At 57.3% G+C, this 22,217-nt stretch carries 28 protein-coding genes and 1 pseudogene; 10 read left to right on the forward strand and 19 right to left on the reverse strand.

Features of this window, described 5'->3' with window-relative positions:
• Positions 1-140: 140 nt before the first annotated feature.
• From JFT87_RS19475 to JFT87_RS19490, 4 genes are all read left to right on the forward strand, one after another.
• A complete protein-coding gene (locus tag JFT87_RS19475) occupies positions 141-1,778 on the forward strand; it encodes an ATP-binding cassette domain-containing protein (protein ID WP_201203844.1) in 1,638 nt (545 codons plus the stop codon).
• A 71-nt stretch (positions 1,779-1,849) separates the two neighbouring features.
• Positions 1,850-2,080: a hypothetical protein gene (locus JFT87_RS19480; protein WP_201203845.1), complete on the forward strand. Its 231-nt coding sequence runs from the start codon at positions 1,850-1,852 to the stop codon at positions 2,078-2,080.
• 123 nt (positions 2,081-2,203) lie between these two features.
• Positions 2,204-2,434 carry a hypothetical protein gene (locus JFT87_RS19485; RefSeq protein ID WP_201203846.1) on the forward strand — a complete coding sequence of 77 codons (231 nt, stop codon included), beginning with the start codon at positions 2,204-2,206 and terminating at the stop codon, positions 2,432-2,434.
• A gap of 545 nt (positions 2,435-2,979) precedes the next feature.
• The gene (locus JFT87_RS19490; protein WP_201203847.1) at positions 2,980-3,264 is read left to right on the forward strand and encodes a hypothetical protein; all 285 of its coding nucleotides are present in this window, start codon (positions 2,980-2,982) and stop codon (positions 3,262-3,264) included.
• 43 nt (positions 3,265-3,307) lie between these two features.
• Here JFT87_RS19490 and JFT87_RS19495 read toward each other — a convergent pair whose 3' ends face one another.
• The gene (locus JFT87_RS19495; RefSeq protein WP_201203848.1) at positions 3,308-3,565 is read right to left on the reverse strand and encodes a hypothetical protein; all 258 of its coding nucleotides are present in this window, start codon (positions 3,563-3,565) and stop codon (positions 3,308-3,310) included.
• 132 nt (positions 3,566-3,697) lie between these two features.
• On the opposite strand from JFT87_RS19495, the gene JFT87_RS28460 reads away from it, so the two are divergent.
• From JFT87_RS28460 to JFT87_RS19505, 3 genes are all read left to right on the forward strand, one after another.
• Positions 3,698-3,919: a hypothetical protein gene (locus tag JFT87_RS28460; protein WP_242487272.1), complete on the forward strand. Its 222-nt coding sequence runs from the start codon at positions 3,698-3,700 to the stop codon at positions 3,917-3,919.
• On the forward strand, positions 3,920-4,165 hold the full coding sequence (locus JFT87_RS19500; protein WP_201203849.1) for a hypothetical protein: 246 nt from the start codon (positions 3,920-3,922) through the stop codon (positions 4,163-4,165).
• 374 nt (positions 4,166-4,539) lie between these two features.
• On the forward strand, positions 4,540-4,818 hold the full coding sequence (locus JFT87_RS19505) for a hypothetical protein (protein WP_201205341.1): 279 nt from the start codon (positions 4,540-4,542) through the stop codon (positions 4,816-4,818).
• Here the strand turns inward: JFT87_RS19505 and JFT87_RS28465 are convergent.
• A complete protein-coding gene (locus JFT87_RS28465) occupies positions 4,796-5,014 on the reverse strand; it encodes a hypothetical protein (RefSeq protein ID WP_242485544.1) in 219 nt (72 codons plus the stop codon). The two genes, JFT87_RS19505 and JFT87_RS28465, sit on opposite strands and share 23 nt — an antisense overlap.
• A 130-nt stretch (positions 5,015-5,144) precedes the next feature.
• Between JFT87_RS28465 and JFT87_RS19510 the strand changes: the two genes are divergently transcribed.
• Positions 5,145-5,870, forward strand: a complete 726-nt coding sequence (locus JFT87_RS19510) for a hypothetical protein (protein ID WP_201203850.1) — start codon at positions 5,145-5,147, stop codon at positions 5,868-5,870.
• 134 nt (positions 5,871-6,004) lie between these two features.
• Here JFT87_RS19510 and JFT87_RS19515 read toward each other — a convergent pair whose 3' ends face one another.
• From JFT87_RS19515 to JFT87_RS19565, 11 genes and pseudogenes are all read right to left on the reverse strand, one after another.
• Entirely contained in the window at positions 6,005-6,274 is a 270-nt protein-coding gene (locus JFT87_RS19515) for a helix-turn-helix domain-containing protein (protein WP_201203852.1), read from the reverse strand.
• 131 nt (positions 6,275-6,405) lie between these two features.
• On the reverse strand, positions 6,406-6,852 hold the full coding sequence (locus JFT87_RS28720) for a hypothetical protein (RefSeq protein ID WP_342367184.1): 447 nt from the start codon (positions 6,850-6,852) through the stop codon (positions 6,406-6,408).
• Positions 6,819-7,325, reverse strand: coding sequence for a lysis system i-spanin subunit Rz (locus tag JFT87_RS19525; protein WP_201203854.1), 507 nt, complete (start codon positions 7,323-7,325; stop codon positions 6,819-6,821). The genes JFT87_RS28720 and JFT87_RS19525 overlap by 34 nt, the downstream gene beginning before the upstream one ends.
• Positions 7,325-7,749: pseudogene (locus JFT87_RS19530) on the reverse strand (cell wall hydrolase). Before JFT87_RS19530 ends, JFT87_RS19525 begins: the two are co-directional and overlap by 1 nt.
• Before the next feature lie 58 nt (positions 7,750-7,807).
• Positions 7,808-8,158, reverse strand: coding sequence for a hypothetical protein (locus JFT87_RS19535; protein ID WP_201203856.1), 351 nt, complete (start codon positions 8,156-8,158; stop codon positions 7,808-7,810).
• A 5-nt stretch (positions 8,159-8,163) separates the two neighbouring features.
• Positions 8,164-9,432 (reverse strand): hypothetical protein, encoded by a 1,269-nt coding sequence (locus JFT87_RS28470; protein WP_242487273.1) that lies wholly within the window; start codon positions 9,430-9,432, stop codon positions 8,164-8,166.
• 23 nt (positions 9,433-9,455) lie between these two features.
• A complete protein-coding gene (locus JFT87_RS19545) occupies positions 9,456-10,139 on the reverse strand; it encodes a hypothetical protein (protein WP_446739721.1) in 684 nt (227 codons plus the stop codon).
• Positions 10,139-10,441, reverse strand: coding sequence for a hypothetical protein (locus JFT87_RS19550; RefSeq protein ID WP_201203858.1), 303 nt, complete (start codon positions 10,439-10,441; stop codon positions 10,139-10,141). The genes JFT87_RS19545 and JFT87_RS19550 overlap by 1 nt, the downstream gene beginning before the upstream one ends.
• A gap of 15 nt (positions 10,442-10,456) precedes the next feature.
• Positions 10,457-14,020, reverse strand: a complete 3,564-nt coding sequence (locus JFT87_RS19555) for a host specificity protein J (protein ID WP_201203865.1) — start codon at positions 14,018-14,020, stop codon at positions 10,457-10,459.
• Positions 14,021-14,075: 55 nt separating this feature from the next.
• Positions 14,076-14,642, reverse strand: coding sequence for a tail assembly protein (locus JFT87_RS19560; RefSeq protein WP_201205287.1), 567 nt, complete (start codon positions 14,640-14,642; stop codon positions 14,076-14,078).
• Positions 14,643-14,713: 71 nt separating this feature from the next.
• The gene (locus JFT87_RS19565; RefSeq protein WP_008076930.1) at positions 14,714-15,055 is read right to left on the reverse strand and encodes a hypothetical protein; all 342 of its coding nucleotides are present in this window, start codon (positions 15,053-15,055) and stop codon (positions 14,714-14,716) included.
• Positions 15,056-15,466: 411 nt separating this feature from the next.
• Here JFT87_RS19565 and JFT87_RS19570 point away from each other — a divergent pair, with 411 nt between their 5' ends.
• Together JFT87_RS19570 and JFT87_RS19575 are read left to right on the forward strand one after the other, a co-directional pair.
• Complete coding sequence (locus tag JFT87_RS19570; protein WP_201203867.1) at positions 15,467-16,042, forward strand: hypothetical protein; 576 nt, start codon at positions 15,467-15,469, stop codon at positions 16,040-16,042.
• A 2-nt stretch (positions 16,043-16,044) separates the two neighbouring features.
• Complete coding sequence (locus JFT87_RS19575; RefSeq protein ID WP_201203869.1) at positions 16,045-16,305, forward strand: protein L; 261 nt, start codon at positions 16,045-16,047, stop codon at positions 16,303-16,305.
• A 245-nt stretch (positions 16,306-16,550) separates the two neighbouring features.
• Here JFT87_RS19575 and JFT87_RS19580 read toward each other — a convergent pair whose 3' ends face one another.
• The 6 genes from JFT87_RS19580 to JFT87_RS19600 are packed head-to-tail and all read right to left on the reverse strand — an operon-like array spanning position 16,551 to position 22,213.
• A complete protein-coding gene (locus tag JFT87_RS19580; protein WP_201203872.1) occupies positions 16,551-16,724 on the reverse strand; it encodes a hypothetical protein in 174 nt (57 codons plus the stop codon).
• A gap of 25 nt (positions 16,725-16,749) precedes the next feature.
• The gene (locus JFT87_RS19585) at positions 16,750-17,514 is read right to left on the reverse strand and encodes a C40 family peptidase (protein ID WP_201203874.1); all 765 of its coding nucleotides are present in this window, start codon (positions 17,512-17,514) and stop codon (positions 16,750-16,752) included.
• 1 nt (position 17,515) lies between these two features.
• Complete coding sequence (locus JFT87_RS19590; protein ID WP_201203876.1) at positions 17,516-18,265, reverse strand: phage minor tail protein L; 750 nt, start codon at positions 18,263-18,265, stop codon at positions 17,516-17,518.
• 8 nt (positions 18,266-18,273) lie between these two features.
• Positions 18,274-18,612: a phage tail protein gene (locus JFT87_RS19595; protein WP_201203878.1), complete on the reverse strand. Its 339-nt coding sequence runs from the start codon at positions 18,610-18,612 to the stop codon at positions 18,274-18,276.
• Positions 18,612-18,890, reverse strand: coding sequence for a hypothetical protein (locus tag JFT87_RS28475; RefSeq protein ID WP_242487274.1), 279 nt, complete (start codon positions 18,888-18,890; stop codon positions 18,612-18,614). The genes JFT87_RS19595 and JFT87_RS28475 overlap by 1 nt, the downstream gene beginning before the upstream one ends.
• Positions 18,887-22,213: a phage tail tape measure protein gene (locus tag JFT87_RS19600; protein ID WP_242487275.1), complete on the reverse strand. Its 3,327-nt coding sequence runs from the start codon at positions 22,211-22,213 to the stop codon at positions 18,887-18,889. Before JFT87_RS19600 ends, JFT87_RS28475 begins: the two co-directional genes overlap by 4 nt.
• Positions 22,214-22,217: the final 4 nt, after the last annotated feature.

Raw genomic sequence — 22,217 nt, forward strand, 5'->3', positions numbered from 1 at the left:
TGCGCATCGTCGTCTAGGCTAGCCACCTCTCCCTCCTCAGGACGACCGCAGAAGTGAACAACCCGGCCTTCTAAAAATGTAATCGCGACACGCCTTGAACGGCGCTTGTCAGTTTTCACGACATTTTTCTGGAGGTGCCGATGACTCACGTCTCGCGTACGCCCGCACTCGTTTCCCTGAATCAATTGGTTTTTCAATTCGATAATGGCGAGACGATTTTCGACGCACTGAATCTCAAATTCGATCACTTACCGACCGCCATCGTCGGGCGCAACGGTGTCGGCAAAAGCGTGCTCGCACGCCTGATTGCCGGACAACTGCTGCCCACCGCCGGCACTGTGGTAAATGCGGTGCCTGTGCTTTATGTCCCGCAAGTGTTCGTCGCCACATCCGGGCAGACGGTGGCCGAGGCAACCGGCACAGCGCCGGTACTCGCGGCACTCGAACGGCTGCATCGCGGTCAGGTCACTGGCGACGATTTCGACATCATTGGCGACCAATGGGATCTTGCGGAGCGCCTGCGTCAGCGCCTCGACGAAGCCGGGCTCAACGACATTATTGCGGCGGATTTGACGGAAAACCTCAGCGGCGGTCAGCAAGCCCGGATCGCCCTGATTGGCGCACTGTTGAGCCAGGCTCAATTGCTGATACTCGATGAACCGACCAATCATCTGGACAGCGCAGGCAGGCAATGGCTATTGAGCAGCCTCAAGCAATGGCGCGGTGGCCTGATTGTGGTCAGCCATGATCGGCAGTTGCTGGAACACATGCAAAAGATCGTGGAACTGACGCCGCTGGGCGCGACAGTGTTTAGCGGCAGCTATGCGGATTTCGTCGAGCAGCGCCGACGCCAGCAAGCGGCGGCTCAGGCGCAGCTCGATCAAGCCCGCACTGAGCGCCAGCGTGAACGCACACGACTGCAACGTGAGCACGATACGATCCAGCGCCACGCCGCCGGTAGTCGGCGCAACGCGCAAACGGCTAACGTAGCCAGCTTCGAGCGCACGGCCATGAAAGCCGCCGCCAGGGAAATCATGGGTCACGTAAAGGCCGGTCATCAGGCGCGCAAGTCCGATCTGGACGAGCGCGTTCGTGAGGCGTACGCGAAGGTCGTGCCTGATGATGGTGTGCTTATCAATCTCTCGGGAAGTGTCGTTCCGAATGGCCGCCAAGTGTGCACATTGATGGATGCCGTTTTGCCGTGGCTGCCAATCGATGCACCGCCGACCCACGTGAACCTGAACCTCCACGGGCCGATGCGCGTTGCCATCAGCGGCCCGAACGGCTGCGGAAAATCGACCTTGCTGAAAATGCTCGCCACAAAACGGTTACCGGTGAGCGGTGTGTGCAATACCTATGTGCCATTCGCCTTTCTCGATCAGCAATTGAAGATACTTGATGATCAAACCAGCATTGTCGAACAGCTGCAGGCCCAGCGGACACAGCTGGACGAGGGTACTTTGCGCAGTTACCTGGCACACCTGCAATTGAACGCACAGCGGGCTACCCAGCCCTGCGCCTCACTCAGCGGCGGTGAACGCTTGAAAGCTGCGCTGGCCTTGGCCCTATGGCGCCAGATACCGGCGCAACTGATGTTGCTTGACGAACCCACCAATCATCTTGATCTGCCGTCCATTCAAGCATTTGAACGAGCGTTACAGACCTTTCCCGGCGCGATTGTCGCGGTTTCTCACGACCATGCGTTTCTCCGGGCGTTAAATCCCACCCACTGCCTGACGTGGCACCCCGAGGGCTGGCAGTGGCAACCGACGAGCTGAACTGTGTATTTTTTGCACGATCGTCAGGGACTTCTATAGTTGATCTGACACGAATCAACTGCGGTGACGCCATGGAAGACATATTCGTCGTGAAGCGTTGCAACAAGATCATCATTCACGGTCGACGCGCCGGAGATAGCCAGCATGATCCTGCCGAAGCGAAAAGCTGGTTCCGCATCCGCGACACGCGCACCGACGGTTTCATCGGTGATGGCTATGACGCGCAAGACGACGCCGAGCGCGAATGCAAGCGCCTCAACGCAGCCAGTTCACCCTTACCAGCCCGCCAGTTCTCCGGCTGATGCCGATCATAAGCGGGTCTATACTGAAATCAGCTGAAGGACCAGCGACCCCATCAGCAGAGAGCTCGCACCCGCGGGCTTTTTGCTGCCACTTGTCAGATTCCTTCGAAGGAGGTGTTTGCCATGTCCGAAAAAGAGTCCATCACCACCCTGCTCACCCTGCTTGACTCTCGTCAGGCTCGCCTCGCGGCCGCTTGCAAGGAAATTGCCGACTGGGTCGATCATCAAGGCGGGCACCCTACGGCCCTGAAAATTCGTGACCGACTGAACGACATCGAGAAAGACGCACCGCTGATTCGCAGCACGCTGTCAGCGCTCAAGCCTGTCGATAGGCCGCTACCGCGCTTCAGGTAATTTAACGGCCTCTGGATCAAGATCAAAAGATCGCAGCCTGCGGCAGCTCCTACAGGGGATCCAGAGACCCGGCTGAATGAACAACCATTGTGGTGAGGGGATTTATCCCCGTTCGGCTGTGCAGCAGTCGTAAACCCGGTGCACAGGGTGTGTTTGATGTACCGGGTTCTAAGGTTTTGGGGCTGCTTCGCAACCCAGCGGGGATAAATTCCCTCGCCACAGGGTGAGGCTTGGGGTTTGGCGGAAGCTGGCGGCCAGGCGATTCCAGCTTAGGGAGCCATCATCTCGCAGCATTTGTCACGGGGCGAAGAGCGGCGACTGTAGCGTCACCGAGAGACGTCTTGAGCGGCTTTTGTATTCCTCGCGCGGCAACCTGGTTCTTTTCACATAACCATCACATCTGCGCGCCTACAGTGAACTAACTCCTTTTGATATCCCCTTAACACCCGCCCGCATGCGGGTGTTTTTTTGTTGGTCGTTTACGTTGCCGAACACTGTGGCCTGTCAGTTGTCATAACTGTTACACGTCACGAAGGAGACTGTTCATGGTTATCCATTTCAACGTCGACGGGCATTTGGCCTGTGGCCATAAAGGCCAAAACCTCAGCGCCAGTCGCGAACTCAATCGCGTGAAATGCCGCAGTTGCCGTAACACTGATGCCTACAAAGAGGCGAGAAAAGAACAACGTAACGCCGCTCGCCGCGTCACTCGACAGGCGAAAGCCACGCACCACGCCGTTAACTGGCGTGCTGAGTGGACCGATCGGTTGACCGCAATGGCAGGACTGCAACGCTTGCCACGGGGCTTTGCCCATCAATCTTTCGTTTAGAACTGCGTAAAAAATGGGCCGATCAACATCGGCCCATTACGCATCAGTTATTGCCCTGAACGTCTTTAACTGTTTTCAGAGCCCTGTTCGTCAAATCAATACACTTCTGCGTATCCCCTGCCTTTTGCGCGGCCTCGGCATCCTTGCGCGCTTGTTGAATTTCACCCAATGCAGGCTGCCCCATGACTGCCGTCTGTTTGAGCTCGTGTAGTTTCTGTAGATTGATCGCGCACAAATCGTTTGCGGCGAAAAGTGGCGTGGCGACAACGAAAGATGCGATTAACAGAACTAAGCGCTTCATAGTGAAACCCACCTGCTGGACTTGGGAATTTCACTATAGATGCAGATCGGAAAGTGCGACGGCCAGTCTGGATGCCCGCCATGTTGATGAGGTGAAGGTGGGCCGGATAACGCGTGATAAAGAGGAGCATGCATGACGCAGTGGCGAAACCAAAGCTTCTGGACCAAGGTAGCGGGCTATGCCTGGCTGGCGCTTTTAATCTTAATGATTCCCGACGGTTCAAATCTAAGCTTTCCGGGCGGAGGCTCATCCAATCGCAAGCGGGTCTTTAGCCCTGGCTTCGTTGTTCTCTGCGTTTTCGTGGCTATGTTTGAACTGATAGCGCTACACCACTTCTATGGGGAGAGCGGCTAGATGACAGATCTCATACAAGGACTCGACGGCCCCAGGACAGCACAGCAGGAACTGTTTTACGACCTTGAGGATGCGACCGCCGTTGTCGGCTGGGCAGTGGCCCAATTGACCAACATGGCCGGCCGCGGCAAGTCCCCAGATGAGGCCATTGAGCTTATGAAGATCTCCGCTCTACTGAAGGACCAGCAAGAAAAGATTCGCCGCTACGCTGACGAGGTAAAGGCGGGAACGATTGTGCGAACGTAATTTAATAAAATCACTTCGTGGCACGTGCTGGCCCCGACAAGGCTGAATCAAGCGGCGACATCATGCGGGGCAAGGATCAACTTGGGCATACCACCGTGGTGATGACCAGTTACATTCGCGATCGTAAGGGTAAAAACTCATGCCCACAAAGTGAATGGCGGGCCAAGTTCAAAATAGCGGACCAGAAACAAACAAGGGCTTGCATCAGCTTTCGCCCGCAAACCCTTGATTTAAGATGGTGCCCGAAGCCGGAATCGAACCGGCACGCCCTTACGAGCGGGGGATTTTAAGTCCTAGGAGAAAACCAAGCGGGCTGAGGCTTTCAGCCTGTTTTCCGGGTCGCAATTACTCTCTAAACACCCATGTTTCGCCCAATGTTTTCGGATATTGAAAATTCATTGCGACCCGAAATTCTCTATCAAATTGGCGGCATCCCGGAGGTGATCGCTGCTATTTCGTCTTCCAGCATCATGCCTGTTTTGCATAATCCAACTCGCGGCGTTCCGCCGACAGATCACCCCCTGCTACTCTGGTTTCGTTCAAAGAGGAAACCAAAAATGCCCAACTCCGACCTGCTCCCTTCCCGGCTCTTCAAGATCAACGAAAACCAGCTCGCCCTCGAAGGCGCCTCTACAATTGGCGTAACCGTGTAATCGCGTCGGTGATTGCTTTCGCATTTGTGTCCAAGGTTTCCATGGCCACGATTGCGTTCTCCGCAACAATTTCTACGCCACTCTCTGAAAGCCATTTCGTGACCTCCTCTATCGCAGCCCCTAGCGCATGCTGGTTATGCAGAAGCAATGTCAGTGCATCCGCTGTAGCAATGTTGGAGTCTGAGTTATTTGGCATGGAAGTCATCCTTGAGGTCAGGTGGCGCTAGCCTAGTCACTTTCCTACATTTCGTCGCCTCCTCCTCGTCTGCTCGCCGCACCTATATTACTGTACATAAATACAGCATTTGTACAGCGAACCTTGCTCCATGAATTTCGACCAAGCGAAAACCCTCCGGCTCAAGCAATGGCGCGCCACACTCGACGACCAGGGCTTCCGTATGCAAAACCCTGAAGGCCACCGGGAAACACTCCATGAGATGGCAGCAGCTCTCCATCGCGAAGGACTGATTGATCAGCTTGAGCGGTTCGACATGGGCGAAATGGCAGACGCCGCGTACTGGCATGCAGTTGAGGAGTTGCAGAACTCGCCGGGCCAGTACCGCGGAGCGTCGACCTATGACGTCGTGCGGATCGACAACGGAGAGTTGTTGGGCACGATCAGCCGCTCAATCTTCTACTTCGCAACTACCGAGCCGCGCTGCGCATCATCTTCCTATGACGGCAAGGTTTACTCGGGCCCAGAGGGGATACACCTGAATCTGGGGCTTTCCCGAAATGTCGGCAAGATCACAGGGCTGATTTTGGAGATGCACGGGCGGCGGTACCAATTGATCGAGACGCAGCGGATGATCCGCGGAATTTGCCACACCCCCATCGACGACCCGGAAGCTTACCGAGCACTGGTTGATGCGGCTCAGATTACCCAGGAGGACCGGGATCTGCGCGTCTTTGAAAAAGTGCGCCCTCACATCGAGTTGGCGGCCTTTTGCATCTGCCCCACCTGCCGTGATTGCTTTGGTGAGCGCGACGATTGTTCGACCTGCGCCGGACAAGGGTTTGTCAAAAAGCTGATCCCAACTGCCCTCACTTGAAAGCTCAACAATGGAAGCGGATGCCAATTGGCCCCCACCGTTAAATTTCAGCCAAAGAAAAGCCCGCGAAGGAGCACGCGGGCTAAAGGTGTTGCAGGACAAATTCAACTATAGCCAACCCTTTCAAGGTCGCACTAATTTTTCATTGAGTCATTCGAAACTGTTGGCGCAGTGTTTCCTGTTATGACGTAAAGAATATCCACACCAACCTTCGCAATTTCAGCAAGGTAGTCTGCTTTTGGAATCCGAAGACTACGCTCGTATTTGTATTGCGCATCCGTCTTCACCCCGCCGATTGAGCCGAAATCTTGCTGGCTCATATTGAGTCTCACACGCTCTTGGCGAAGCCGATCGCCGAGCGTAACGGCTGTATCAGGGCTTACTGAAAAGCGACCATCCGTCATCTTGGCATCCTTTTTTTCTGAGGCTTTTGGGATGCTATCAACTTCTCTCTGGGCAGAAAACAGGCTGCTGCCAGCGGCTCTACGCTGACAGAACCATGAGATGAACGGGCGCTTTGGTCAGGCGCCCCGGTTCATGAACTATGCGACAGCGTTTTCAGCCGCTCCACCAGCGCAGCTTCAAAAATGATGTACAGCCTTTCAGCATCACCGGAGCGCAAAGCCCCGCCGGTTTCCAGACCAAGCACGAAGCCATCAGCCCGTGCCCCCGCCTTCACAGCGATGATCATCGAATCCGCCCGGACAATCTGCGCCAGCAGCCGATCTGCTTCTCGCTGCATCTTTTCGCTCAGCACCACGCCTTCCACGTCAGCCCCCATTACATTCACTACGACATCCAATAAATGACTGCAAGAACCACTGAAACCCAGATAACCGTCATCACGATTGAGTAGCCAGCCAGTTGTTTGTCCATTCCACCAGTCATCCAGTTCGAAACTGAATAATGGTTCACGACTGGCAGCATCGCAAGAATGACTTGGAGCAATCAGTGCTGCAGGTTCCTCAAATAGTCCTGACAAGCCTGTAGCGCGATCAATCCCCGGTCACCTTCACCGGTGATGGCGACAATTCGTTGAGCATGCGCTGGGTCAAGTCGGGCGCGCGCTCCTCCATGAACCACGCCGCCGGCTTGGGTACCGGCTGGCACTGAACAGCCACCGGCTGAATCCGCGGCGTCGAGGAGGACTGACAGCCGCAAATCAGAAGTGGCAAGACGATCACGCAGGCGAGCCTGATTGGTTTGGGCATCGGTCAGTTCCTTGTAGTGGGTTTGGTCGCTGGCCGACAGGCGCTGCTCGAGCGCCAGGTGCTTGTCCTGATCGGCCTGCTGCGCGGTGGCCGCGGCTTGGGTCAGTTGATCGAGGGTTTCGGCGTGCAGCCGCCCCTGTTCCGCCAACTGCTTCCCATAGCGCCCGTCCTGAAACTGCCAAGCGCTGCCGGCGCCGATCAACACCAGCGCCAGCGCGCCGATCAAGCGCCACGGCACGACCATCACGGCACATCCTTAAAGAAAATGTGCCCGCCCAGGCTCAGCGTCTGCTTTGCCTTCGCTGCCCACGCCGGCGGCGTCTTCATGCTGAGCGCGTAATAGTGCGTGGCACCACCGGTAGGATCCTGCACCTTGCCGTCGATCACCTGGTCGGCTGCAATCCGCGCCTGCGCCAGTTCGCGAAACGGGATCTGCTTCGCGCCGATCAGGTAGGCGAAGTTCGGGTCGTTCTTGTTCCAGCAACTGAACTGATACGGTTTCTGGCAGACGCCGGCGTAGCCCTCGCCCCACCACGATTTATCCTTGCCGTCATTCACCCGGTTGCGGATGGTCCAGGCTACGGCGATCTGGCCGGCCAGGCTCTCGCCGCGGGCCTCCCCCACAGCGTGCGTGCGAGGGTGTCTCGGTCTTTATCGGTAACAGGCATCGCTTTTCTCCAGGCAAAAAAATACCCGCTCAATGGCGGGCCTTCGTAAGTCGTCGATTTATTCAGGGCGGTTTGGTCGATGGTCACAATCCGGAAAGCTCTCGGATCCTTCTTTCCAGTTGCGCACCTTTGTGCGGTACTGAAGCCATTGCAGGCGCGTTCCGGGCAGTACGCCGGTATCTTCACCGGTTGCCTCTGCCTCCTCGATAGCCATCAATTGATTGTTGATGGCGACTACTTCCTGGTCGCGCCAGGCATCTTCGGCTTGAACTTTTTCGGCGCGCACACTGGCAGCGGCAACGACCTCAAGCAGCGCCTGGGGAATGTCTTCGACATAAGTCTCCCCGTCCTGCAATGCCATCCCCTCTGTAATCGCTCGCCAGCCATTGATAGTTATTGCGTAGGGCATGCTGATCACCTGTCGAAGTAGTAGCCATGAACGAGGGTAAACACCGCTGCCGCTGCCAATCCGAAATATCGGAACTGCTGCTCGACACCCGTGCCGCGACTCAAATAAAGGTCATATTGGGTGGTCGGCCCAGTACTGTAGCCGACACCCCAAGAAGTGTTACTCAGCGCCGATGGGCTGTCGCTGCTACTGAAATACAGACCCGTTCCCGCATACACCGAAGCCAATGCCGTATGCCCTGTTCGGGGAACGACAGCAGCACAACTGGCCGGTGTTGGAGTTGTTGCGGCTGTTCCGGTAAGAACGAGGAAAGGCGCCGTGGTCAGGTTTTCGATGTACCGGACAAAGTTGCGCCGAGACTCATGGTGAAATTTCCAGATCGCCGCGTTGTTGGCCGTTAGGAAGCTGCCAATGTATCGGCGGGATGCATCCCCGGTTTTCTGATTGGCAGACCCGAAATATGCAGTCGGGAGAGCAGTGCTCGAAATCTCGATGTCCCCCGCTCCGGCGTTTTCGTATAGGTAGGCATGATGAAAAGCCGAAGCTGACAGAGCTGGGGAAATGGTCTTGTCAGCAGCGAGCGTCACTGTTCGGTTAAGCGCTGGGACAAATGCCGAGCCTGCTTTGATTTTTATGGATGTCAGCGAAACGAATTCCAGCACCAGCCCATCGATGTATCCTCGACCTACGCCCAAAAAGGCTGAGGTCGCAGCCGATGCGGCGGCGTTCGTCTCAGACGTCGCTGCTGCGTTTTTGGAGGCGAGAGCGGCAGCGGCCGAGACCCCTGCGTTGGTTTCCGACACGGCGGCGGCATTTTTTGAGGCCAATGCCGACCCAGCTGAAAGTGCAGCAGCATCTTTTGATGCCACTGCGGTGGCTGCCGAGCTGCCGGCGCTGGTTTCCGATAGCGCCGCGGCATTCTTAGATGCCAGGGCGGACGCAGCCGAAGTCGATGCCGAGAGAACGCTCTCTTCGAGACCATCCAGCGCGTCGCCAACCTCAAGCGATGCCTGACGTAACGCGTCGGCGGTGTTTTTCAAATAGCCCTGCATCGGCGCAAGGGCGTAGGTTCCGCCCACGACCGTCGGCCCCCTGTACGGAGGCGAGATCGATAGAGCTGTATCGCTTGCAATGTTGGTGACTTCATACAGCCCACTGTCCGGGCCGATCCAAGCATCACCGACCCGACTGTTCGCGATGAAAGCCGTGCCGACACCGATCACGGCATTGGAATTTTGAGCGACAGAGACCGTTCCTGATTTGTACCAGGTCATGGACTTTTCCTATAAGTGAGAAGTTAGGCGGCTTGTTTTGCGAATACAGCGGGAAGGAAAAAATTGAATGGATTGTTGGCGGCCACTGTTACTGCGTAGAGATTTCCCGCCGAAAAATCCCAAGTGCAGTAGAGCTGCCTAGGGATGTTTCCGCCGGAAACCATCGTCATGCCGAAATTGTTGATCAGCATGAATTCGTTTTGAGGGAAGCTGAACGGCACAGAATAATAATTTCTGTACAGGCCCTGATCATCCTGATCAGATTTAAGGTATGTCCAGCTCTGGAAAGACCGCGTAAATGTGGCGTTAGGCGTTCCGGAGTCGAACAGCATTTTTCCGGTTCCGTCCCAAAGTCGCATGCCGTACTGCGCGACAGCTTGCGCCGCGAACGCTCCCACAAAATAGCGTCCGTTCGGCTGAGCAGTTGCGCTGCTGTAAGTCCGAACGTAGAACCCAGTCCAGTTTCCGGCTGACCCTATCAACCGCATGTTGCTCAGTCCTGCAATCAGAGTGCTGTTGTCCGGCCGGACAAATACCAGCGGCGGCTCTTGAGATGTCACCGGCCTCGCGAAGTAAGTTGTTGAACCCATGCCGCCTTCTTCAGTCGGCGCATATCTCCCGCTGGCAATGACCATCAACCGGGCAAACTCCGAATCGATGGTCACCGCGTTGCTGTTGTTTGTGAATTGAAGGCCGTATCCCGCCATCAGTTGAACCTCATCACGATCAGTCTCATCGTCCCTGAAGCGACCATACTGGCGTACCCTCGCGTGTGGTTGTAGACCCGCGCCACGTTGTCGACGAGTTCAGTTTCGAACTGCTGTTGTTGGTTGGTATACGTACCGATTGGGACCACAATCGCACAGCCGTTCGCCGGCCCCACACCGGGAACCGAAAAGTCCTGGTTGGACTTGACGGCGGCGAACGTAACCAGCGTTGAAAGAACCACGCGAATGGTGAACGAATTCTCATCGACCTGAAGGGCGCCGTCGGCGCCCCAGATCCGCATTCCATGTGCCATTGATTACCCCAGCCATCCGAGACGGACACGCAACACATTGTTCGCGTCGTAGACCGAGACGTTCAGCGAGTTGATCACCAGCCTCCCCTGTCCGGGGACAATGCCGTTGATCTCGAGCGTTCCGTCTTTATTGAGAATCCAGCCTTGCTGGCCGGGGATGTAGTTGGTCGAGCTGATGTAGCTGCCGATCTTGGCGTTGGTAATCGTGCCGTCAGCGATGAAAGCCGAGTTCATGAACACCTGGCCGCCCTGAACCGCGAACGGCACCGAGATGGCGCCGCCGGCGATGGTGTTGACGATGGCGAACCGATCAGCAGCCACCAAGAACTGACTTTGGAAAACACCGTTCACGTTCTCGATGCCAAGGCCGATGCCCGCAGCCACGTACTGACCATTCGCAGTAACCGACATCTTCACCGACCACATCGTTTTCAGGTTGCCGTCGAGATCTGCAAAAGCCTCGGAGGTTTCCTGAATGGCGGATGTGTTCTCTCCGACCGTGGCGGTCAGCTGAGTGATTTTGGTGGCCGTGGCCTCCTCGTTCGTGGCGACCGTCTGTTCCAGCTCGGTCAGGTTTGCAGTGTTTTCGCCCACTTCGGCATCAAGCGTTGTGACCCGCTGCGTCAGCGCGCTGTTCTGCGTTGCCCGAACCTTGACCTCTTCGGCAAAGCTGGTCGTGGCATTCCAGCCGCGCAGCGCATCCTGCGCTTCACCCTCGCCATCTTCGTCGCGATAGGAAGCCCGGAGCGCCTGAAACGCTGTTGCCTGGGCAGTGACCACGCCGTCAAGCTCAGTGATATCCGACGTGTTCGTTGCGACCTGCTGAGCCAGGCCGTTTGCGGTTTGCACGGTTTGCCCGACGTCAAGCCAATAGGCCGGATTCGGCGGCGGTGTATCCACAGGCACCGCGCCCGTGGCTTGATAGATCCGCTTGCCAACCACCACTAGGTCATATTCCTCGTAGGTCGCTTCCGGGTCGTAACCCTTCAGCCCATCGAGTGCATCGATCTGCGCTTGGAGCCCCGGAATCTTGTCGATCTCGTCGAGGATGTCTTGCCCCAACTCGGTACGCCCGATCTCCCCTGCGATCATCTCCAGAATTGCTGCCGCGTCGGAACTCGATTGCCCCTGCACGCCAATGCCGATCGGATACCAAGGCCCGATGTTGCCGATCTTGTCCACGATCCGGCCCCAAAAATAGAAAGTCACGCCGGCGCGCAAGCCGAGCATGGAGAAGTCACTTTGCGGATAAGCCAGGTCGGTCAGTTTGGTAGCCATGTCGAGCTGAGTTGTCTGGCTGTACCAGATTTCAGTGCGCTGGCTATCCTCTGCACCTGGTGGGAAACCCCACTTCAGGTAGATGCCAAAGAGCAGCGGCGTAGCTGTCAGATAGCTGAGTGCCGGCGGCAGACCCTGCTTGCCGCTGAGGTTGGTCAGGATCGAGTTGCGCCAGATCGACGTGATGTCGAACGCACTCACTGCGCGCACCCGTGCCACATAAGCGCCGGCGTAAATACCAACCACGTCGACGTTGGTCATGCCGGTGCGCTGCATCTTGATCCAGTTGCCGCTGTCCTTACGCCACTCGATGTCATAGCCGACGGCGCCGGGCACGGCCGGCCAGCTGATGGTCATCGTGGCCACAGCCAGGCCCTGAACGATCGCCGACGTCGAAACGACGGTCACGCTCGCTGGCGCCGGCACAACGGTGATCGGGATCACGCTGATGGGCCGCTCCTCCAAGCGAGCGCCGGTGTCGATGTAGGCGAACTTACTCGGCTCGTATTGCAGAGCGCTGATCTCGAAATCGCCCTCGGTCGTGCGCCTGGTGCGCAGCACACGGTACAGCGGAATAGCGAGGTCATCGGCGTCGAGCGCCCATTGCAATTGCGTGATCGGCGGCTCGCTGTAGTTCGTCGTGACGGTCACGGCGCGGCCATTCACGCTTTGCACCGTGCGGCCTTCGGCGCGCCCGCCGGGCAAGTTGATGATCAGCCGATCACCGGCCTTGGCCTGCGTGTCACGATCAAGGGTTACTACGCGACCGGACGCTGACGAGATCCGCCCGCCAACCTCCCGCCCGGCCAGCAGGGAATCCGCCACCGGGATGATATGCCCCGGTAGCGGAATGACGCCTTCCATGCCGGTCTTGAACGACACGGTGCGGTCTTGGTTGTTGCTGAGGATCGCCCACTTGCCGCGCCGCTGAGCCTCGGATGCGCGAGTGCAGCCAATGGCGCTCAGCTCGGTCGGCCGGTCGCCGTAACGGCGTTGCAGTTCAAGGTCAGCGAACGGAATCACATCGGTGTCGTAGTTGTTTGCCGGGTTGTCATAACTGACCAGTGCCCGGTTGTAACGGGTCTTCGCCGAGGCGCTGCCGTAAGAAAACTTGCCATCGATGACGTTGGCGCGAGTGAACACGTAATCGAAGTCCTGCGCGCGCGGCATGTCGGCCTGCATCACCAACTGGCCTTGCGCCCAATAGGTCATGCCTCGGTAAATGCCGGCGATATCACGCAGCAGCGACCAGGCATCCGCCTTGCCTTGCAGGTTCATGTCACACAGGAATCGCGGCTCGACGCCGCCAAGGCCGTTCGGCACCAGCTGGTCGCAGTACTGCGCGATGCGGTAAAGCTCCCACTTGTCGACCATGAATGGCTTGATGCGTTTGCCCAGGCCGAAGCGGTCTTCGGTGCACACGCCGTAGGTGATCCACGCCGGGTTGTTCGTCCAGGCGGATTTCATAGAACCATCCCACGTGCCGGTGTAGGTGCGCAGGATCGGGTCGTAGTTGCTTGGCACCATCCAGCGCCGCGCCTTGCACTTCACGGTCACGGCCGGAATATTGGTGAACTGCTCGGCGTCGAACTCGATGTAGAGCAGCGCAGTGTTCGGGTAGCGCAGCTTGGCGTCGATCACTTCGGTGTAACCGGCGATCAGCATCGTGTCGGCGATCTTGTTGCTGTTCTGGTTCGGCATCAGGCGCCGCACGCGGATCTGCCAGCCCGTAGTTGCGTCAGGCAGGTCGATTCGGCGCGAGCGCTCGTAGCGCGTGGTGGTCTTGCCGTCGACGGCGTCCACCAGCACCTGCTGATAAGCGCCGCCGTCGGTGGCTACATCGATCGCGTACTCGATGCGGTAACCACCGATATTCCCTTCGTCATCAGCGCGCTGCAGGGCTGGCCACGCCAGGCGCATGCGTACCGCCGATAGTTGAATGTTAGTGATCGAGCGGACCCAAGCCGAATCGCTGCGCAGTTCGACGTTCAGCGAGGTCTCGTTCTCGACCGCCGGTATGCCCGGGATATACGTCTGGTCGACCGAGCCTGAACGCCAATCCCAACGGACGTTCGGGAAGTTGTAGTTGCCGCTGGCATCGCGGATCGGCGTGTTGTCCAGGTAGATGTCGTAATCGGTCGGGACGCTGTCGAACTCGCCCTCGCCCACGGCGATAAGCAGTTTTGCCAAGTTGGTCGAGCGCAGGCTGTCGCTGGCTTCGACCGGCGACTTCGGCTTGCTGCTGCCGCCCTTCTCGCCGTGGATATCGATCTGTTCTGCTGCGCCCATGCTTTCCTCCAGGCATAAAAACCGCCTCGCGGGCGGTTGGTGTGCTGCTTCCTGATTACACTTTGTCTTCAGCCAGGATCGAAGCCGAGATGATCATCCCACCCCACCGGCGTTCGCCGATGCAGATCGGTACCGGGTTACCGCTGGCTGTGGTGTTTTTGGCACTACCGAAGGCGTAGGACGGGGAGTTCTCGGGGGATGCGCTTTGCTTCAGGCCAGAGGCTTGCGGGCTGAGCATTTGGATGACGCCGCCGGCAATAAGTCCAATACCCGCCGGGGTCAGATATGGCGCGGTAAAAGGAAGCGCGTACGAGATGGCCAGCAATACCACGCCGACGACAGTCTGCAAAACCCCGGCACGCTTACTGCCTTCGACGACTGGCACGATCCTGATTTCCCGAGTGCCGCCGAGATCCAAATCCGGCTCGCCAACATTGACGCGGTTTCTGAATACCGCAAAACGCATACCCAAAGCGGCTAGCCGCCTGATTTCAGATTCAAATCCATCGATTGTGCAACTCAAAGACTTGAAAGCCTCACGGCTTGAGCCTGAATCGATTTGTTTGGAGTGAACTCTGCCAAACTTCTGCGCGAGAGAACCTGAAAGCTTTATGACCGTCATGCCGGTCTTGTGAGGGAATTCTGCCACTCTTGAGTCCACCCATAAAAAAACCGCCTCGCGGCGGCTTTAGATTATTTGCATTTCTGAAGCGACTCTCTCAAATCGCCCCTTCCGATTTGAGACCAAGCCACTCGCTGATAGAGCTTCGCAACGGAGCCCGTTTTGGCGGAAGTGATATCGAGCACATCGTCTGTTTGTTGAGCAAAACCGTTAACAAGCCTGTAACCACTGGCTGTTTCACTCATGCTTGCGTTCGAGTTGTGCTCCTGCCATGCAGGGAAAACACACAGCGCGATCGCTTTCGGGGTCTTCGCCGAAGAGACGGTTATCGACGGCGCCGACGCCATCAAGTCAGATGGTGAAGAGCACCCCGCCAACATCGCTACCGCCAGTGCTCCTACGATCAATTTCATAAAGGTCACTCCTGTGGATTTGCGGGCAATGTAGCACTGGGTGCTGGCGACAAAAAACCAACCTGTCAAGAAACGTCATTTAAAAATCGCAAGAATGGTGAGCACTTCGACAATCGCCACGTCCACTAGTCTGAAGTAAATCAGGCGGCCCGTTCCGTCCTCGATCATCCCAGCCATACTTCCCTGGCTTCGTCATACGGAAAAATCGTCCCTGCACAACCGGAAAGCAAAAACGCCAGCATGGCACCGGCGAACTGACAATACTGTAGATTGTTCCTCATCCTGAAATAGCTGACTGTAATATTGGCGGTGAACATACAAGAGCGCTAGCCGAATTGGTGCTCAATTATTCAAATCTAGTTCGAGAATCAAAACTTGGGACTACATCGTTTTTATCATGCAGATCGCGACTTGAGGCTGATTGAAGGTCAGTCGATAGAACTCGACAGTCGAGGCCTATCTCGGTTTGGATCTGCTTATTGGGATGCCATACAAACAGTTCCATTCGAGAAAATGAGCGACGCCGAACAGCGTGAGTACTTATTGGAAACAATCAAAAAAGAACCTGCTTTTTCAGCATATACCTCACGCATGCAGGCCTTCTTTGGGGCTAACTCGATTGATGACTCAAGGCGCTTTGTAGAGACAATCATTCCTAGACCGCACCATAGAATACCTGTCTTTGAGGTGTTTTCTTCGATGTTCTGGACATTGGACATGAATTGGCTTGACTACGTAACCGACCATGGAACCCGAGCGCACAACTCACGTGAGTACTGGTACGCCGCAATTTCAAATCACAATCCGGAAGTTGGAGAGCGGAGGCCGCCGCTCCTTGAAGTACTAATGCAACTTCCTGTTCAGGTGGGGAAAATCGTTGCGTGGATTGAACCTGGCGAGGCATCCAGCATGGATGAAAAGCCAGTAACCGCGACGCAGAACCCCGTAGTAGCGTTACGCCTCGAGCAAACCCATTCGAGGGATTGAAGATGGCAGAGGTCATTGCGAACACGGCTCACTACATCAGGAAGATTGCGCCGACGATTCTTGATAAGGTTGAGGAGTGGCAATACGTTTACGGCACTGGCGCAGTTGTTCCGGCTTCTGGCATTTATCGGTGCACAGGTTGCGGCGATGAAATCACCTCCAATAAGGGCGATAAATTCCCGCCACAAAATCGGCACCAGCACACCAACCTATCGGTTCCAGTGCAGTGGCAGCTGATCGTCAAGACTCAGACAACAGACTGAGGGATTCCCCAGTCCTTTGCCTGCAAGCCCAAGGACTGGGATTGCGCCAATTTCGGCGCGGATAGGACCTGGAGGTCAAATGTCATTCAACATTACACACGTAGGCATAGCCCGAGACGGTCGCCTTCTGGTTTCTCTTGAAAGCATCGAGACAGGAACCAAAACCCAGATTTGGGTAAGGCCAACATCTCCAATCGCAGACTTAACCATTTCCCAAATTGAGCAGTTGGCTAAAGAAGAAAGTGCTAAGGAGCACGCCTGCTGACGATCAATTCCGAAAGCTCATCAATCCGAGAAGAAAGATGATCTTCGGCTAGAGCTCGTTGGCCTGACTCTTGATCGAGTTGGGCCTTCAGGTCGCAAATTTCTCGCTTCAGATCTTCTAATTTTTCAGATAAACCATGATTAATCTCGCCCATATTTTTCTCCAGCACATATTCAATTTTAAGGGTTTGGCGGTGCACTCTTGTGGCGCAACACCAGGCGCGTCCGGTCGAGCCACGGCCCGCCGAAAACAATGACCTCCGACGGCCTGCCGTAAAGGTGGTGCAGCAGGAACGGCCCGGGGCCAAATGTGGCAGCATCTTCACCAGGCAGTGCCGGATCAGCGCCGAGGAAGATCCCAGCATGGTTCGGGTAAACCGTCCGCCCCACCTCCATCACGATCATGTCGCCGCGCTGCGGTTGATCGACCCGGTAGAAGCCGGCGGCCTCGTAGTTCGCTTCGTACAGACTGGTGTTGTCCTTGTTCTCCCACCAGCCGTCGGCGCGCTTGAAGGCTTCGAACTCCAGCCCCCAATCGCGCTTGTACCAATCTGCGCAGACTTGCCAGCAGTCCCACGCGCCGTGAACGAATGGACGTTTGAGCAGCGGCACATCACCGGTGGGCACGACCGTTCTGAGGTCACCTTCCGGCCAACTGAGAATGTGCCACGGCAGCGCGGTGGCCTCACACATGGCTAGGTCGCGCGGTGACGGCCTGCTGGTCGCATCCGGATGTGAATGAACCACTCCGATCACTTCGCCGACATCTTCGGCTTTGGCGTATTCCTCCGGGTCGATTCGAAACTCTTCGTTCGGCTCGGTTGAGACATTGCGGCAAGGGAAGTATTGCTGCTTGCGTCCGATTGCCAGCAGCAGCCCACAACACTCTTTCGGGTACTCGGCCGCCGCGTGAGCCTGGATCGCGCTCAGAATGTGTTTGCGCATGTCAGCTCCGTGCGATCAGCGAAACGGCAGGGAAGCCACCGAACGGCAGCGGGTTGCCCTCTCCGAAACGAGGAATGCAGCCCTTGCCCAGGGTGGCGTCGCACTCGTCCAGCTCCGGGTTGTCGGTGACGATGCCGTCCTTGGTCACGTACGGCCCGATGTAGCCGCAGCTCGGCCCACGGTAACCACCGGTGAGGCACCAGTGGCACAGCGTCGTGGCCTGGCGGCCGATGGACTCGTTGCCGACGTCGCCCGGGCTGGCCAGCTCCCAGCTGACCGTCTCCCCGTCCTCGTTTGTCTTCTGGTCGATGTACCAGACCTCAATCGTCTCTTGGGTTGGGTCAGCAGTTGGGTTGCCGGCGGGAAAGTTCGCCGCGTCGAGGTAGGTGCCGAGCGTGTGACGCATCGTCAGCTTGAACTCGAGCAGATCCTCGAAGGCCAGACACAGCGCGGTGATTCGTCCGTTGACGTTGCCGACTGAAAGATTCGGCCGCACCGCAGTGCCGTCGCCGTTCGCCTCGATGCCATCGATCTGCATTGGCCAGGCGCTGTACTCATTGCCCTGCCAGTAAATCGCTTTCGCCGGCAGTTGGTCAGCATTGGCACCGGCGGCGATCAGCTCGGCCGCAGTGTGCGGAATGGCGTGCCCGTGGAAGCGCAGAACGTCTGCGCCGTAGTCCGTGCCGTCCAATTCAAAGAGCAGCACTTCGCTGCCAGGCTCAAGCACCTGGATGTCACTGATCAGCGACATGATCGCTCCTAGGGTTGAAATGCACGCTCGAACGTGGCTGTGAGTTTGAACACGCCACCACCCATTGGCGTGGGAGCGGGATTTTTGCAGGTGAACAGACCGAGTTGGCCGAGGGGCGTTGTCCAGAGAAACGCCTTGGCCCCGGCGTGCCGATCGAGGAAGTCCATGATCTCCAGCACCTTGGCCTTCTGACCGGTGAAGGTGATCGGGTAGGAGTCCTCCTTGTTGTTTGGCCCGTCACCGACGTTCTGCGCATATCCGCCGCCGAATTGGGCGGTGCGCACCCGATAAGCAATCTCGGGTGTGCCGCCGCGCTCGGCTGGCCAAGTGAATTTTTCGATGGCCATCAGCCTCTCCCATTTGTCAGGCGCCAGATCGAACCGCCTGGCTGTAGAGCTCGGGCAATTGCAGTTTCCGCTTCAGTTTTTGCAGCCTGCTGGATGCCTTTGCCGAGCTGGGTCGATGCCTCTTGCGAGACCCCGCTGCCCTCGCCGGCCGACGTCTGTACCGAGACCGCCACAGGGAAGTTGTAGGTGTTGCCGCTACCGGTACCGGACATTGCGGCCAGCGCCGGCCCACCACCTGAAGTCAGTGGCGTTACGCTGCCGCCATTCGCGCCAGTCATGAGGTAAGACCTGCCGCCCTGATTGAAAAGCTCAGGCCCCTTTTCGTTAACCTCATAGAAAGTGTTCGGTTCGACAGCACCGCCAACAGCACGACCGCCACCGAAAGACACGGACGCAGAGCTGGCATCAAACTGACTGCCAAAACTCTGAGCCCCAGCCTCCGCCCCGCCTGCCGTTGCAGACGCCGTCGCCCCACCCCCGTGAAGTAACTGGTAGCGGCGCCCACCAGGCTGTTCAGCAACGCAGAGCTGGCCTGCCGGGTAGCAATGCGCGTCATGTCGGCCAGAATCGATTTGGTGAAGTCGGCGAACGACAGCTTCCCGGTCATGGCGAAATTGACGATCGCGTCTTCCATCGAACTGAAGGCGTTGGTGAAAAGGCTTTTGGTTTGACCGGCGACATCTCGGGCCGATTCCAGGTAGTTCTGCCACGCCGACGACGCGCCGGCGCTCCAGTCACCCTGGGCGGCAGTCATTTCGTCATAGTTGGCTTGAACCGTGTCGTGCAGATCCTTCTGCGTGGCTTTGAGCGCCGCCAGTTTTTGGGTGTACTCGTCGAGGCTCATGCCGCGCGAGCCATCGCCATACTGGTTGGCCAGATCGAGCTTCTGTGAATTGAAGCGGTCGTCGATGGCGTTCTGCTGATCCGTCAGGCCGCGCTGCCGGTCCCCTTGACCAAGTCCCGCAGCGGCACGCTGGCCTTGTTCGCGCAAGGTATCAACTTGCTGCTGCAATGCGTTGGTGTAGGTCTGAACTGCCTGCTCCTGCTTCCTGAGCCGGCCTTGTTCATTCTTCGCCAACACATCCAGTTCGCTGTCCGCAGCCTTCTGCGCCTTGACCATGTCAGTGCGCGCATCGGCGATCTTCTGGTCAAGCTGGATACGCTGCTCGGCCGTGGTGCTGGCCTTGGCCTTCGCCGCTTCAAGCGCTCCAATCTCGGCCTCATAAGCGCTCGCGACCTCGTCCTTCTCGTTGCCGATCAACGCTTCGCGCTTCAGCAGATATTCCTGCTGCGAGATCAGCCCGGCCTTCTGTGCGGCATCCAGTTGTTTCTGGGTGTTCGCGTATTCGGCCTGGATTTCCTTGAGGGCGTTCTGCGCAGCGTTGTAACCGGTAAGGTCAACGGCGCCAGCAGATGGGGCCTTGGGATCTTTGTACTTGTTCTTGATGTTCTGGATATCTTGCGCGACCAGCTTCTCATCGAGTAGCGGGCTCGCCGCATTATTCTTCCGCAACTCCTCGACGCGTTTTCGGTAATCCAGTATTTCCTTGTCGCGCTTCTGTTCGTTGCTCTGGAAGCTATCGCGAACTTTGCCAATGTGCTCTGCCGCCGAAAGCGCTTTCTGTTCCTGCTGCTGCGCAAACCCCTTCGCGGCAGCCCGGCGATCCTGCTCACCCTTTTCGAGAAGGAGCTGGGTCTTTTCGGCTTCAAGCTTCGCAACGCCATTCGCCGCAAGGGACGCACCATAGCTACCGCCGACGCTCTCGCCCTGCGCCTTGAAGTCGGCTATGCGCTTTTCAAGGTCTGACATTTTGTCAGCAAAGGACTTTTCTCGACCGACATTAAGCATCGCATCCCAAGCACCTTTGGCGCCGTCCGCGACATCCTTCCAAGCAGCCTCAATAACGCCGAGGTTCGCTTTCACGTTCGCAGAAACAGTGTTCAGCGAGTCCGCATAAGCCTTGCTCGCAACTGTCGCAGCTTCTTGGGTTCGCCCTTGGCGCTCAAGCGAAGTGATCTGCTCATACGTGCTGACCGTGAGGAAGTTCATCGACTCGTTGAGGGCAATGACTGCCTTCACGGGGTCTTTGGCGATCTTCTCAAAGTTGGCTACGGTTTCTGAGGCTGCTTTGTCAGTGGCGTCCTCAAAGTTCGCGGCGGCGGTGGCAATCATCTCGAACGAGGTGACCGGAATCCTCGTCGACGCTGCGAGCAGTGCCAGACTCGCAGCGGCTTCATTGATGGTTCCGTTCGATTCGGATACAGATTTGGCCATCACGCTGAGTTGAGCGGCCGTTGTGCCAGCAGTATTTCCCGTCATCGCCAGCGCAGTAGTGTAAGCGGTGGACTCAGCACTGCCCTGCTTGTACGCGAGACCCAAAGCCGCAATGGCTGCGGCTGCAACAACGGCACCGCCAAGAATCAACCCAAGCCCAACCCCTAGCGGAGGCGTTGCGGCTCTGAGAGCGTCAGTAGCTTCCTTGGCATTTTTAGTCGCGTCAGCTGCGGTGTTTGCGCCTTCGGCCAGATCAGACAGACTTTCGCCTGCTTTCCCGGTGCTCTCGGCCATATCCTTGGCATTGACGGCGATCCCGGCCAAAGACTCGCCAAGCACCGCCGCTCCTGCACCGCCAGTGAAGAGGGACTTAATTCTGGCCCCGAGGGCATCAAAGGTAGCGCCCACACCACCGAACGAATCCTTGATCTGCCCACCCTGCTGGATGAGCACCAAGAGCGGGTTTTGTCCGCCGGCCAGGCTGGTAAAAATATCCGTGAACTGCGCAGGCAATTGACGCAGCGCAGCCTCGGTTTGCTTCGAGCTGACACCGGTCTTTTTCAGCCCTTCATCAAAGTCGCCCAGCTTCTGCCGAGAGGCATCGATACGAGCGGAGTACTCCCGGAACGTATCGGCATCAATCAGCCCGGCAGCCTTGTACTTCTGCAGCTGCGCCTGCTGCTGATCCAGCTTGTCGAGCGCGGCGATCGCGGGATTGATCTTACCCAGCAGCGCTTGCAGACCTTCTGCCTGAACACCGGTGGCAGCCGCCGCCTTTTTCGCCGCGTCGGCTTGCTTGTCCGTTGACCCGACCAGTGCATCCGAATCAGCCTTCAGGCGACGAGCAAGCGCCGCCAAACTGCTGGCCGAAGATCCGGAAGCATCCATTGCCGCCGTATTGGTCTCCATGCTGGTGGTCAAGCGCTGGTAGTAGTCGCTCGACTCCAAAGACGCTTTGGCCATTGCCAAAAGACGACTTTTTGCATCCTCGGACGACTCTCCCAACTTTACTTCAGCAGTGCTGAGTTCAGTAGTTGCCGCCGTAGTGGATTTCAGTCCCTGCGTAACCTCCGCAAGCGAGCGTCCCACCGTCGCCATCAGTTGAGCGGTGGTGTCCTGCTTCGCGTTAAGAGCCTGCAACTCTTTCACGATCTGCTTGGTGTCACCTGCCATCCCGGCAAGGGCTTGCTCCCAGGCTGAGCCAGTTCGCTTTGCCGCTTCCTCCGCGTCCTTGCCCGCATCGACCAATTTATCCAGGTCAGTTGCAGCCTTGACCGCATCGCCCGAGTCAACCTCGATGCCTAACTGCGCGATAGTGCCCGACATGAGT

Source organism: Pseudomonas sp. TH15, from assembly GCF_016651105.1.
Classification (GTDB): Bacteria; Pseudomonadota; Gammaproteobacteria; order Pseudomonadales; family Pseudomonadaceae; genus Aquipseudomonas.